Below are 12,905 nucleotides of genomic sequence, written 5' to 3'. Positions count from 1 at the left end.
GTGCCTCCCTCGGGGTCCGCGCCCCGGGTCGTCGGACACGGCAGCCGAGGTGTCTGGCTCCCTCCGTGAGGAGGTCACAGTGGCGGGACCGCGCCGGTGTCGCACCGGCTTCCCTGCTGCACTGCCGTGGTTGCTCCAGACGCTACCCGGCGGCGCCCTCAGACCCCGATCGGCGACAGCGCGCTGACCATCCCGAACAGGTCCTTGGGGTCCTCCGGCTCGGCCACCAGGTCGATGGAGGAGACCCAGGGCGTGCCGCGGACGGCGTCGCGGACGTACCGCAGGGCGGCGAAGTCCTCGATGGCGAAGCCGACGGAGTCGAAGACGGTGACCTGCGCCGGGGACGTGCGCCCCGGTGCCCGCCCGGTGAGCACCTCCCACAGCTCAGTGACCGGGGAGTCGGCCGGCAGTGCCTGGATCTCGCCCTCGACCCGGGTCTGCGGCTCGAACTCCACGAACACGTCGGCCCCGAGCAGGATCGCCGGGTCCAGCTCGGTCTTGCCCGGACAGTCGCCGCCGATCGCGTTGACGTGCGTGCCCGGCTCGAGCCACCCGTCCTCCAGCACCCGCGCCCGGGTCTTGTCCGCGGTGCAGGTGGTGACCACGTCGGCGCCGCGCACGGCGTCCCGGCCGGAGGTGGCGACCCGGACGTCGAAGCCCAGCGGGGTGAGGTTGCGCGCCAGCTTGGCCATCGCAGCCGGGTCGGTGTCCCAGACGCTGACCTGCTCGATGCCCAGCGCGCCGCGCATCGCCAGGGCCTGGAACTCCGACTGGCTGCCGGCACCGATCAGCGCGAGGCGCCGGGAGTCCGGGCGGGCCAGGGCGCGGGCGGCGACCGCCGAGGTGGCCGCGGTGCGCAGCGCGGTCAGCAGGGTCATCTCGGCCAGGAACACCGGGTAGCCGTTGTGCACCTCGGCCAGCGCACCGAACGCGGTCACGGTCTGGAAGCCGCGGGCGGGGTTGTCCGGGTGGCCGTTGACGAACTTGAAGGCGTACAGCTCGCCGTCGCTGGTGGGCATCAGCTCGATGACGCCGAAGGGCGTGTGGCTGGCCACCCGCGGGGTCTTGTCGAAGGACTCCCAGCGGCGGAGGTCCTCCGCCACGTACCCGGCGATCCCGGCGACGACCTGCTCCACACCGGTGGCCGCGACCCACCGGACCATGCTGCGCACGTCCACGAACTCCGTCATGGCGCAACGCTAGGGAGCGGGACGGGGGACCGTCGATGGACGGACCGCGCGTTTCGCGGCACCGGACCGACCACCCTGCGCAGCCCGTCTCTACCTTCTGCTCATGACGCCGCTGACCGAGCTGGACCGCCGGCTCCTGGCGGTCCTCCGCGAGGACGGCCGCGCCCCGGTGGCCGAGCTCGCGCGGCGCCTGGGGGTCACCCGCGCCACGGTCACCGCCCGGCTGGACCGGCTCGTCGCCACCGGGGTGGTCGTCGGGTTCACCGTGCGGGTGCGCGAGGACGCCACGACCGGCGGGGTGCGCGCGATCTCGCTGATCGAGGTGGCGGGCCGCTCGACCGACGCCGTCATCACCGCGCTGGGCGGGTTCCCCGAGATCGAGTCGCTGCACACCACCAACGGCGCCTGGGACCTGGTCGCGGAGGTCCGGGCAGCCGACCTCGCCGCCTTCGACGCCCTGCTGGCCCGCATCCGGTCGGTGCCCGGGGTGGCCAACAGCGAGACGAGCCTGCTGCTGACCTCGGTGCTGCGCTGAGGGTCAGCCGGCCGAGACCAGGTCGATGACGAAGATGAGCGTCGCGCCGCCGGGGATGGGGCCCTGCCCGGCCGGGCCGTAGCCGAGCTCGCTGGGGATGGTGACCATCCGGCGGCCGCCGACCTTCATGCCCTCGATGCCCTGGTCGAAGCCGGGGATGACCCGGCCGGCGCCGACGGTGACCGGGAGGGTCTCGTCGTCCCCGCGCGACCACGAGGAGTCGAACTCCTCGGCCTGCTCGTAGAAGGCGCCGACGTACTTCACCGCGGTGTCGGTGCCCGCGACGGCCTCGGCACCGGTGCCGACGACGACGTCGCTGACGACCAGGTCGGTGGGGGCCGGGGCGGAGTAGCAGGGGGCCTCGGGCTTCACCGCCAGGTCGGTGGACACCTCGGCCGGCGCCTCGGTGGTGGGGGCCTCGGCCAGGCAGCCACCGGCTGCGGCAGCGGTCTGCTCCGGCACCTGCGGGGCGGCCGCGTCCGTTCCGCCACAGGCGGCCAGGGACAGCGCGGCGGCAGCGGTGAGCAGCAGGCGGGGGGCGGTGCGGCGGGTCATGGCAGGTCTCCTGGCCGAGCGGTGCTCGAGTGCTGGGGCGGTGCCTCCAGCACACCACAGCCGCCGGGTGGACCCCGGCGGGGCCTGCGTCCGGGCGACGTCCCGTCGGCGCACCAGTCGCCGCCGCGTCCCACTGCGGACACGGCGTCCGGGGCTTGCGGAGGGCTCGGGTCCATCGCAAGGTGCTCCGGTGACCGACGTCGGTGCCACTCCCGCTGCCCGCACGCCGGCGTCCCCTGCGGGGCCGGCGTCGTGAAGGTCGTCGTGGCCGGCGGGTCCGGTGCGCTGGGACGGCGGCTGTGCACTGACCTGGTCGAGCGCGGGCACGACGTGGTCGTCCTCTCCCGGAGCCCGCGCCCCGGGCCGGTCCGGCAGGTGGCGTGGGACGGCGTCACGGTCGGCCCGTGGGCCGCCGAGCTGGCGGGTGCCGCAGTGGTCAACCTGGCCGGCCTGCTGGTCGACCGGCGGCCCACCGCGGCGAACACCGCGCTGCTCACCAGCTCACGGGTACAGCCGACGCTCGCCCTCCGGGCTGCCGCCGCTCAGCTCGACGAGCCGGTGCCGGTGTGGCTGCAGGCGAGCACGGCCGCCGTCCACGGCGACGCCGGCGAGACGCTGGTCGACGAGGACACCCCGCCGGCCGACGGCCCGCCGCAGATGGCCGGGGTCGCCCGCGCCTGGGAGGACGCCGCCGTCGGCGCGCACGCCGTGCGGCAGGTCGTGCTGCGCACGAGCGTGGTGTTCGACCGGCACACCCCGGCGCTGGACCGGCTGGTGCTGCTCACCCGGCTGGGTCTCGGCGGCCGCATCGCGAGCGGACGTCAGTGGACCAGCTGGCTGCACGTCGAGGACTGGCTGGCGATCGCCCGGTGGTGCCTGGGCGTCGACGAGCTCGCCGCTCCCCCGCCCGAGGGCGTGCTGCTGGCCACCTCCCCGGACCCGGTGCGCAACGCCGAGCTGATGGCGACGCTGCGGGCGGTGCTGCACCGGCCGGCCGCGCCGCCCACCCCGGAGCTGCTGGTGCGGGTGGGCGCGGTGCTGCTCCGCACCGACCCCGGCCTGGCGCTCACCGGTCGCCGGGCGGTCTCCCGGCGCCTCGCCGATGCAGGGTTCGAGTTCCGCCACCCGGACCTGCACGAGGCGCTCACCGACCTGCTGCGCAGCCCGTCCCCGTAGCTCGCCGGAGGTGCCCGGCGGCGGGGCGGGGGCACCGCCCACGAGGGTCGAGCCCTGCCCCCGGTCGGGGGCAGGGCTCGACCGTCCTGCAGTGGGTGCCCACCGGACCGGAGGGCGTGGGCTCAGGCCGCGCCGAGGGCGTCGGCCACCCGGTGGTGCGCGACGGCCTCGAGCGCCCGACTCTGCCGCTCCAGCGTGCGGGCCAGCGCGCGGCGGGCCCAGCCGTTGGCCGGGGCGAGCTCGACCAGCCGGACGAGGGCCTCCTCGGCGCGGGTCAGCTGCGCGGAGCGGAAGTAGCTGCGGGCCAGCAGCTCGAGCGCGGCCTGGTTGGCCGGCTCCGCCTCGACCAGCGGGGCGAGGACCTTGGCGGCCTCGACGGGCTGGTCGACGGCGAGGAACAGGTCGGCGCGCAGGTACTCCGAGTGCAGGTCGACGGGGCGGTGCTGGGGCGTGGGGTTGGTCATGACGCTCCTTCCACCGGCCGCCAACAGCCGGGCGGCCGCCGAGCTTCCCGGGGCGCCCCGACCACGCACCGAAGTCGTTCCTGTACGCAACGACATTTCTCTGGCGAGTCGCTGAGTTGTGTGCCACGGAAGTGGGTAGGGACCGCCCGCCGACGCCGACCGGCCCGGCGCCCGCTCCTCCCCCGGAGTTCGTGATGACCCACACCCTGCACATGCCGAAGTGGTCCTCCCCCGCCGAGGAGAAGACCCGCGTCACCGTCGTCCACCGGATCGGTGCCCTCGTCGTCGCCGCGGTGATCGCCACGTTCGGCGTCCTCGGGCTGCTCGACGGCCTCGCCTACTTCTCCACCGACGGCGAGCGCATCGCCGGCCTGTCGTCCAACGGCCTGCTGTCGACCATCTCGCTGGTCACCGCAGCGGTGCTGGTGGTCGCCGCCGTCCGCAGCTCCCGCACCGCCTCGACGATCATGCTGGTCATCGGCGCCCTGTTCATCGCCTCGGCGCTGATCAACCTGGCGCTGCTGGAGACCGACTGGAACTTCCTGGCCTTCTCCGTCGCCAACGTCATCTTCTCCGTCTGTGCCGGCCTGGTGCTGCTGACCCTGGGCGCCTACGGCCGGGTCAGCGGCAACCTGCCCGACGACAGCCCCTACCGCGGCGCCCAGGGTGCCGGCGCGGAGGTCATGGAGAGCCCGGAGCTGCCCGAGACCCCGGCCGAGGAGGCCGCGGAGCGCGCCATGCGCGAGGCCGAGCTCGCCGTGATCGAGCACCGCGCCACCGGCGACCAGCTCGCCCGCGTGCAGGCGATGGCCAAGGTGCGCAGCCGCTCCGCCCGCCGCACGGTGTGGATGTCCTACGACCGGCCGATGGTCGGCTGAGCCACCCTCCGCCCACGGGCCGGCGGCGGGGTGGCGGGGTGGACGTAACCTCGCGGACGCCATGTCCTCCCTCCAGCCCCCCGCCGTCGCGCCCGTCCGCGACCGGGTCGACGCCTGCCCCGGGGCGCTGCAGACCCACTCCGCCGCCGACGGCGAGCTGGCCCGGGTCCGCGTCCCCGGCGGGGTGCTGACCGCCGCCCAGCTGCGCGTCCTCGCCGCCGCCGCCCGCGAGCTGGGCGACGGGCACCTCGAGCTGACCAGCCGGGGCAACCTGCAGCTGCGCGGCCTGCAGCCGGGCACGCAGGACCAGCTCGGCGCCCGGCTCGCCGACGCCGGGCTGCTGCCCAGCGACACCCACGAGCGCGCCCGCAACGTCCTGGCCAGCACCCTGTCCGGCAGGGACGGCGAGGGGCACGCCGACGCCGGTCGCTGGGTGACCCTGTTCGACGCCGGCCTGCGCGCCGACCCCTCGCTCGCCGAGCTGCCCGGGCGCTTCCTGGCCACCTTCGACGACGGCCGCGGTGACGTCGCCGGGTTCGCCGGGGACGTCGGCCTGCTGGCCCTGTCCCCCGACCGGGTCGCCCTGCTGGTCGGCGGCACCGACACCGGCCTGCGCGCCACCGGCGACGACGCCGTCCTGCTCGCCCTCGCCGCCGCCCGCGCCTTCCTCGCCGAGCGGGCCGCGCAGGGCTCGACCGCCTGGCGGGTCACCGAGCTCACCGACGGTCCCGCCCGCGTCGCCGCCCGCCTCGACGGGCCGCGCGAGACCCCGGTCGACGTCCCGCCCGCGCCGGTCGTGGGCCCGGTGGGCGCGGCCACCCAGGTCGACGGCCGCACGGCGCTGATCGGCGTCCTCCCGCTGGGCCGGCTCACCGCCGCGCAGGCCGAGCTGCTGGCCGACCGCACCGGCCAGGTGCAGCTGACCCCGTGGCGCAGCGTCGTCGTCCCCGACCTCGCCGAGGACACCGTCGACGACACCGCCGTCGACCTGTTCCGCACCGGCATGGTGTTCGACGAGGCCAGCCCCTGGCTGCGGGTGACCACCTGCGCCGGTCGCGGGTGTGCCAGGTCGCTGGCCGACGTGCGCGCCGACGCCGTCGCCGCCGTCCGCGCCCGCGCGCTGCCCGCCGACGGCGCCCGCCAGCACTGGGTCGGGTGCGAGCGCCGATGCGGTCGGCCCCAGGGCGACGTGGTCGACGTCGTCGCCACCACCAGCGGTTACCGGATCGAAGAGGGCTGATGTACGAGTACGAGCACGACGGCGCGGAGATCTACCGCCGCTCCTTCGCCACGATCCGGGCCGAGGCCGACCTGTCGCGCTTCCCCGGGGACGTCGCCCAGGTGGCCGTGCGGATGATCCACGCCTGCGGCCAGGTCGACCTGACCGAGGACATCGACTTCTCCCCCGACGTCGTCGCCCGCGCCCGGGAGGCGCTGGACGCCGGCGCCCCGGTGCTGTGCGACGCGCAGATGGTGGCCTCCGGGGTGACCCGCAAGCGGCTGCCCAAGGACAACGACGTCGTCTGCACGCTCAACGACCCGCGCACCCCCGAGCTGGCCCGCGAGCTGGGCACCACCCGCACCGCCGCCGCCATGCACCTGTGGGGCGACCGGCTCGACGGCGCCGTGGTGGCGATCGGGAACGCGCCCACCGCGCTGTTCCACCTGCTGGAGATGGTCCGCGACGGCGCCCCGCGGCCGGCCGCCGTGGTCGGCATCCCGGTCGGCTTCATCGGTGCGGTCGAGTCCAAGGACGCACTCGCCGAGGCCGACCTGGAGTTCCTCGTCGTCCGTGGCCGCCGCGGTGGCAGCGCGATCACCGCCGCCGCCGTCAACGCGATCGCGAGCACCGTCGAATGACCGGCCGGCTGTACGGGGTCGGGCTGGGGCCCGGCGACCCGGAGCTGGTGACGGTCAAGGCCGCCCGGCTGATCGGCGCGGCCGACGTCGTGGCCTTCCACGCCGCGCAGCACGGGCGCTCGGTCGCCCGCGCGCTGGCCGCCCCCTACCTGCGCGAGGGCCAGGTCGAGGAGCTGCTGGTCTACCCGGTCACCACCGAGACCACCGACCACCCCGGCGGCTACCAGGGCGCGATCGACGAGTTCTACGAGGCCGCCGCCGCCCGGCTGGCCGCGCACCTGAACGCCGGCCGGGACGTCGTCGTGCTGGCCGAGGGCGACCCGTTCTTCTACGGCTCCTACATGCACATGCACAAGCGGCTCGCGCACCGGTACGAGACCGAGGTGGTGCCCGGCGTGACCAGCGTCAGCGGGGCCGCCGCGGTGCTGGGCCGGCCGCTGGTGGAGCGCGACGAGGTGCTCACCGTGCTGCCCGGCACGCTGCCCACCGACGAGCTCGCCGAGTGGCTGGCCACCACCGACTCCGCCGCGGTGATGAAGCTGGGCCGCACGTTCACCAGCGTGCGCGAGGCCTTCGACGCCGCCGGCGTGCTGGACCGGGCCTTCTACGTGGAGCGGGCGACCACCGACCGGCAGCGCATCCTGCCGCTGGCCGAGGTCGACCCGGACACCGTGCCCTACTTCTCCCTGGCGCTGCTGCCCAGCGAGCTGACCGGCCCGGGCAACGACCCCGAGCGCACCGAGGACGCCGAGCCGCGCGCCGGTGAGGTCGTCGTCGTGGGCCTGGGCCCCGGGCAGCGCAGCTGGACCACGCCCGAGGCCGCCGAGGCGCTCGCCGGCGCCGACGACCTGGTCGGCTACGGCCCCTACCTGGACCGGGTGCCGGCCAACCCGCGGCAGACCCGGTACCCCAGCGACAACCGCGTCGAGGCCGAGCGATCCGCGCACGCGCTGCAGCTGGCCCGGTCCGGACGGCGGGTCGCCGTGGTCTCCAGCGGCGACCCGGGCGTGTTCGCGATGGCCGCGGCGGTGCTGGAGGTCGCGGCCGAGGACTTCCCCGACGTGCCGGTCCGGGTGCTGCCCGGGCTGACCGCGGCGCAGGCGGTGGCCTCCCGCGTCGGGGCGCCGCTCGGTCACGACTTCGCGGTCATCTCGCTGTCCGACGTCCTCAAGCCCTGGGACGTCGTCCTGGACCGGCTGCGCGCCGCGGCGTCGGCGGACCTGGTGCTGGCGCTGTACAACCCGCGGTCCAAGGCCCGCCCGCACCAGCTGGGCGAGGCGCACCGGGCGCTGCTGGAGGTGAAGAAGCCCGACACCGTGGTCGTGGTCGGCCGGGACGTCGGCGGGCCCGAGGAGACGGTCACCGTCACCACCCTCGGCGAGTTCGACCCCGAGACGGTTGACATGCGCTGCCTGGTGATGATCGGCTCGACCCAGACCCAGGTCACCGCGACCGGCCGGGTCTTCACCTCCCGCCGCTACCCGGGCGCCTGATGCGGGCCGGCCCGGCGCTGCTGCTCCTGGCGGCGCCGGGCCGGCTGACCACCTGAGCGTGGGAACAGCCCCGGCTCGTTGCTCCTTGCACCGGTCCGTGCCCCGTCGTCGACTCGGTCGACCCGCCGCCTTCTGGACGGTCGCCGTCCTGCTGGTCCTCGTGCTCGCCGCGTCCGGGGTGCCGTCGCCGCTGTACCGCGTCTACGCCGAGGAGTTCGGTTTCGGCTCCGCGGTGCTGACCGTCGTCTTCGCCGTGTACGTCCTCGCCCTGCTGGTGTCGCTGCTGGTGGTCGGCGGGCTCTCCGACCACGTGGGCCGCCGTCCGGTGCTCGCCGCGGCGCTGGTGCTCGAGGCGGTGTCGATGGTGCTGTTCCTCGCCGCCGACGGGGTCGGCTGGCTACTGGCCGCCCGGGTCGTGCAGGGCCTGGCGACCGGGGCGATGACCGGGGCGTTCGGCGCTGCGCTGCTGGACCTGCAGCGGAGCGAGAAGCCACTGGGCCCGCTGGTCAACGCCGCGGCCCCCGGCTTCGGGCTGTCGGTGGGCGCGGTCGGCGCCGGGATGGCCGTCGAGTGGCTGCCCGCCCCGACGAGCTGGGTGTTCGGCACCCTCACCACGCTCTGCCTGGTGGCCGCGGTCGGCGTGCTGGTGTTCCTGCCCGAGACCTCACCGCGCTCGGCGGGCGCGGTGGCATCGCTGCGGCCCAGCGTGCACGTCCCACCGGCGCAGCGCCGCGCGTTCGTCGTCGTCCTGCCCTGTCTGCTCGCGACCTGGGCGCTCGGCGGGCTCTACGCCTCGCTCGGCCCGTCGCTGGTCTCCACCGTCTTCGGCGTGCAGGACCACCTGATCGGCAGTCTGGTGATCCTGGCGCTCAACGGCACCGGCCTGATCGGCTCGCTCGGGATGCGCGGCGTCGCCCCGGCCCGGGCGATGATCGCCGGCGCGCTGGTCTTCGCCGCCGGGGTGACCGGCACGGTGACCGCGCTGGCGACCGGCTCGCTGGCGTTGTTCTTCATCGCCGCGGTGGTCTCCGGTGCCGGCTTCGGCAGCGCCTTCCTGGGCGCGATGGCCACGGTGACCCTGGGGGTGGCACCGGGCGCGCGGGCCGGGCTGCTGGCCGCGGTCTTCACCGTCAGCTACCTGGGCTTCAGCCTGCCGGCGATCGCTGCGGGCATCGCTGCCGGGCACGTCGGCCTGGAGCGGACCGCGCAGGTCTACGGCGCCGGCGTCATCGTGCTGGCGCTGCTGGCCGTGGCCGGGCTCGTGCTGCACGCCCGCCACCCGGTCGCCGGAGCCACGTCGACGCCGGCCCCCGACCGGGTCCCCGCCTCCAAGAGCTGATCCCTGGACGATCCCCTCGGGCGCCGTCCTCGCGCATCCAGTTCAGGGGGCGAAAGTGGCCACTTTCGCCCCCTGCGGCCTCACGTCGAGGGGCCATGTTCGCGAACATGACCCACTCAGCTGCCGGCGCGGGTCACCGCGGTGCAGAACCGGCCGTGGTCGGCGCGGGCCTCGCTGAGCGGCTCGACGACCTGCGCGTCGGCGACCTCCCCGACCCGGTCCAGCAGCCGGCGGCGCACCTGCCGTGCCCGGCGTCTGGCACCCATCGCGACCAGCGGTCTGGCCACCAGCGCCAGCAGCAACCCGGCCAGCAGCCCGCCGACCAGCAGCAGCGTGGGCAGCGGGATCCCCTCGACGCGGGGCAGTGGCACGACGTCGTCCAGCTGCAGCAGCCCCAGCCCGACCAGGCCGAGCAGCCACAGCGCCCCGGCCAGCGCGATCAGGACCAGCACCCACTGCAGCCCGCCGACCGCGCGCTGCCAGATCGGTGTGCGGTCGGGGCCGAGGTCGGTGCCGGCCACGGCGCGGTCCAGGTCGTCGGCGAGCCGGTCCTCCGACACCTCGGCCGTGCGGCGCAGCTCGTCGCGCCACGCCTGCGGCAGCCCTTGCCCGGCGGCGTCCCGGGCCCGGCGCAGCGCGGCACCCAGCGCGGCCTGCTGCACCGCCCCGGCCGCGGGCAGCGACGTCCGGGACGACTCGTTGCCCAGGTGCAGCCGGCTCAGTGGGTCGGCGCGGAGCTTCGACGTCCAGCGCAGCACCGGCCAGCCGGTGTGCTGGTTGCCCCGGCGGCGGGCCGAGCGCTCGACCGCGCCCACCACCGCGGGCACGCCGGCGGCATCGGCCAGCGCCGCGGTCAGGCCGTCGCGCTCGCTCTGGTCGCGGCTGCGGTCGGCGCCGGCGTCGGGCGCGCAGTGCTCGGCCAGCGCCCCGGCCGCGGCCCGCGCGTCGGCGGCGAGCCGGTCGGTGGCGGCCCGGCGGGCGGACACCCGGCGGGCCAGCTCGGTGCGCAGCTCGGGCAGCCCCGCGCCGGTGCGGGCCGCGGTGGCCAGCACCGGGGTGGACGCCAGCCCCTCACGGTCCAGCAGCCCGCGCAGGTCGGCCAGGCAGGCCCGGGCCGCGGCGTCGTCCAGCCGGTCGACCTGGTTGAGCACCACGACCAGGACGCCGGAGTGCCCGGCCAGCGGGGCGAGGTAGCGGGAGTGGACCGCGGCGTCGGCGTACTTCTGCGGGTCGAGCACCCAGACCAGGACGTCGACCAGCTCCACCAGCCGGTCGACCTCCAGCCGGTTCTCCAGCCGCACGCTGTCGTGGTCGGGCAGGTCGAGCAGCACCAGCCCGTCCAGGGCCGGGTCGCCGGACTCGACCCGGTTGCGGCGGGGCACCTGCAGCCAGTCCAGCAGCCGGTCGGACCCGTGCTCGCCCCACACGCTGGCGTGCGCGATCCCGGTGGTCGGGCGGCGGACGCCGGGCGTGCTCACCTCACTGCCGCTCAACGCGTTGAACAGCGTGGACTTGCCGCTGCCGGTGGCCCCGGCCAGCGCCACGACGGTGGCGTCACCGAGCGCCTCGCGGGCACCGGCCTTGGCCAGCAGCGCCCGGGCCTGGCCGACCTCGGGCACCTCCAGCCGCCCGTCGGCGACCTCGACTGCCTCGCGCAGCGCGGCCAGCCGGTCGGTCAGGGACAGCTGCTCGCGCTTCCCCAGCCTCACGCGCGCACCTGCCGGGCAGCGGCGAGCGCGGCGACGGCGGCGCGCAGCTCGTCGTCGGTGCCCGGCTCCGGGGCGGCGTCGTCGAGCAGCTGGTCGAAGCGGGCCTGTTCGGCGGCCAGCAGCCGGGCGGCGCGCTCGTCGAGGTCGGCGCGGGCGCGGGCGGCCAGCTCGCGCACCGCGGCGTCGCCGAACACCGCTTCCAGCACCCGCTGGCCGATCGCGGTGGTGCCACCGGCGACGACGACCTCGATCCCGGAGAGCCCGGCGGTGGAGGCGAACACGGCCACCATGACCACCGCGCCGGCGCCGTTGACGCCCCAGGACAGCAGCCGGGCCTGCGAGCGCTTGCCCGCGCCCTCGTTGCGCACCAGCTCCAGCACGTAGCCCTGCCAGCCGCGCACCTCGTCGGCCGAGGCCCCGGCGAAGGCCGGTGAGACGCCGTCGAGCTCGGTCTCCCGGCCGTCGAGCAGGTCGATGCCGCCGGGCAGCGAGCGCCAGCTGGTCACCGTCTTCTCCGCGGCCCGGTCGGCCTCGGCGCGCAGCAGCGTCTCCACCCCGGACTCGAGGGCCCCGGTCAGGTCGGTGACCGGCGCGGGCCGGCCGGTGAGCGCCGCGGTCAGCCGGTCGCGGAGCCGGCCGACCTGGCCCTGCAGGCTGCGCATCCACTCGCCGGTGCCGACGAACTCCTGCCAGCGGGACAGCACCTCACCGCGCAGCAGGCTGCCGTTGCCGACCGCCTCGTCGATGCTCGCGCGCGCCCGGGCGTAGGCGGCGTCGGCGGCTGCCCACAGCGCCTCGGCGGCGGTCTCCTGCTCCTGGACCCCGGCGACGACGACGTCGACCCGGTCGCCCAGGCTCTCCAGCGCACCGGCCAGGGTCTGCCGGACGACGGCGGCCCGCTGCTCGGCGTCGGCGGCCAGCCCGTGCAGCCAGGCGCGCAGCGGCGCCACCTGGTCCTCGGGCAGGAAGCCGTCGACCAGCGGCCGCTCCTCGATCACGAACAGCCGGGCGCTGGACAACCGCGCCTTGGTCAGCATGGTGGCGAGGTCGTCGGCCACCTCGCGCACGGCCTCCGGGGGCACGCGGTCGAGCACCACGGCCAGCGCCGTGCCGCGCTCCTGCGCCGTGCGCAGCAGGTCCCACGGGACGGCGTCGGCGTAACGGGCCGCGGTGGTCACGAAGACCCACAGGTCGGCGGCGGACAGCAGCTGCCCGGCCAGGTCGCGGTTGGCCTCGACCACCGAGTCGACGTCGGGGGCGTCGATGAGCGCCAGCCCGGCCGGCAGGCCCTCGTGCACGACCAGCTGCAGCCCACCCGGGCCGGCCTCGCCGCCGGTGGTGCGCGCCAGGCCCGGCAGCACGCGGTCACCGGCGAAGGACGCCCGGTCGGCCGGTGCGCAGACCAGGACCGGGGCCCGCGTCGTCGGCCGGAGCACGCCCGGGGTGGTGACCCGCGCCTGCAGCACGCTGTTGACCAGCGTGGACTTGCCGGCGCCGGTGGAACCGCCGACCACGGTCAGCAGCGGGGCGTCGAGGTCGCGCAGCCGGGGCAGCAGGTAGTCGTCGACCTGGTCGACGACGGCGCGGGCGGTGCGGGCCGCCTCGTCGCGGTTCTGGGTGGCCAGGCCGAGCGGCGCGGCGGCGACCCGGTCACGCAACAGCTGCAGGGCGTCGGGCAGCCGCGTCTCGGCCGAGCTGGTCATCCG

At 76.1% G+C, this 12,905-nt stretch carries 12 protein-coding genes and 1 riboswitch; of the genes, 7 read left to right on the top strand and 5 right to left on the bottom strand.

Annotation, left to right across the window (positions count from 1 at the left end; genetic code table 11):
• Nucleotides 1-47: 47 nt before the first annotated feature.
• Nucleotides 48-115: riboswitch (cobalamin riboswitch) on the bottom strand.
• A 43-nt stretch (nt 116-158) separates the two neighbouring features.
• The gene (locus tag O2W14_RS14310; protein ID WP_269176777.1) at nt 159-1,190 is read right to left on the bottom strand and encodes an ornithine cyclodeaminase; all 1,032 of its coding nucleotides are present in this window, start codon (nt 1,188-1,190) and stop codon (nt 159-161) included.
• Between the two features lie 103 nt (nt 1,191-1,293).
• Between O2W14_RS14310 and O2W14_RS14305 the strand changes: the two genes are divergently transcribed.
• Nucleotides 1,294-1,725, top strand: a complete 432-nt coding sequence (locus O2W14_RS14305; RefSeq protein WP_269176776.1) for an Lrp/AsnC family transcriptional regulator — start codon at nt 1,294-1,296, stop codon at nt 1,723-1,725.
• A gap of 3 nt (nt 1,726-1,728) precedes the next feature.
• Here the strand turns inward: O2W14_RS14305 and O2W14_RS14300 are convergent, their stop codons facing one another.
• Nucleotides 1,729-2,280, bottom strand: coding sequence for an FKBP-type peptidyl-prolyl cis-trans isomerase (locus tag O2W14_RS14300; RefSeq protein ID WP_269176775.1), 552 nt, complete (start codon nt 2,278-2,280; stop codon nt 1,729-1,731).
• A gap of 252 nt (nt 2,281-2,532) precedes the next feature.
• On the opposite strand from O2W14_RS14300, the gene O2W14_RS14295 reads away from it, so the two are divergent.
• Nucleotides 2,533-3,456 (top strand): epimerase, encoded by a 924-nt coding sequence (locus O2W14_RS14295; RefSeq protein ID WP_269176774.1) that lies wholly within the window; start codon nt 2,533-2,535, stop codon nt 3,454-3,456.
• 122 nt (nt 3,457-3,578) lie between these two features.
• On the opposite strand, the gene O2W14_RS14290 is transcribed toward O2W14_RS14295, so the two are convergent.
• Entirely contained in the window at nt 3,579-3,920 is a 342-nt protein-coding gene (locus O2W14_RS14290; protein ID WP_269176773.1) for a tetratricopeptide repeat protein, read from the bottom strand.
• A 194-nt stretch (nt 3,921-4,114) separates the two neighbouring features.
• On the opposite strand from O2W14_RS14290, the gene O2W14_RS14285 reads away from it, so the two are divergent.
• From O2W14_RS14285 to O2W14_RS14265, 5 genes are all read left to right on the top strand, one after another.
• Nucleotides 4,115-4,798, top strand: coding sequence for a DUF4383 domain-containing protein (locus tag O2W14_RS14285; RefSeq protein WP_269176772.1), 684 nt, complete (start codon nt 4,115-4,117; stop codon nt 4,796-4,798).
• Nucleotides 4,799-4,859: 61 nt separating this feature from the next.
• Nucleotides 4,860-6,038 carry a precorrin-3B synthase gene (locus O2W14_RS14280; RefSeq protein WP_269176771.1) on the top strand — a complete coding sequence of 393 codons (1,179 nt, stop codon included), beginning with the start codon at nt 4,860-4,862 and terminating at the stop codon, nt 6,036-6,038.
• The gene (locus O2W14_RS14275) at nt 6,038-6,658 is read left to right on the top strand and encodes a precorrin-8X methylmutase (protein ID WP_269176770.1); all 621 of its coding nucleotides are present in this window, start codon (nt 6,038-6,040) and stop codon (nt 6,656-6,658) included. Before O2W14_RS14280 ends, O2W14_RS14275 begins: the two co-directional genes overlap by 1 nt.
• Entirely contained in the window at nt 6,655-8,151 is a 1,497-nt protein-coding gene (locus O2W14_RS14270; RefSeq protein ID WP_269176769.1) for a precorrin-2 C(20)-methyltransferase, read from the top strand. Before O2W14_RS14275 ends, O2W14_RS14270 begins: the two co-directional genes overlap by 4 nt.
• Nucleotides 8,152-8,248: 97 nt before the next feature.
• Nucleotides 8,249-9,490: an MFS transporter gene (locus tag O2W14_RS14265; RefSeq protein WP_269176768.1), complete on the top strand. Its 1,242-nt coding sequence runs from the start codon at nt 8,249-8,251 to the stop codon at nt 9,488-9,490.
• Nucleotides 9,491-9,606: 116 nt separating this feature from the next.
• Here the strand turns inward: O2W14_RS14265 and O2W14_RS14260 are convergent, their stop codons facing one another.
• Both O2W14_RS14260 and O2W14_RS14255 read right to left on the bottom strand, forming a co-directional pair.
• Nucleotides 9,607-11,199: a YfjP family GTPase gene (locus O2W14_RS14260; protein ID WP_269176767.1), complete on the bottom strand. Its 1,593-nt coding sequence runs from the start codon at nt 11,197-11,199 to the stop codon at nt 9,607-9,609.
• Nucleotides 11,196-12,902 carry a GTPase domain-containing protein gene (locus O2W14_RS14255; RefSeq protein WP_269176766.1) on the bottom strand — a complete coding sequence of 569 codons (1,707 nt, stop codon included), beginning with the start codon at nt 12,900-12,902 and terminating at the stop codon, nt 11,196-11,198. Before O2W14_RS14255 ends, O2W14_RS14260 begins: the two co-directional genes overlap by 4 nt.
• Between the last annotated feature and the right edge of the window lie 3 nt (nt 12,903-12,905).

Origin of the sequence: Modestobacter sp. VKM Ac-2986, assembly GCF_026967795.1 — a bacterium.
GTDB lineage: Bacteria > Actinomycetota > Actinomycetes > Mycobacteriales > Geodermatophilaceae > Modestobacter.
This window is presented reverse-complemented; position numbering and strand designations above follow the sequence as displayed.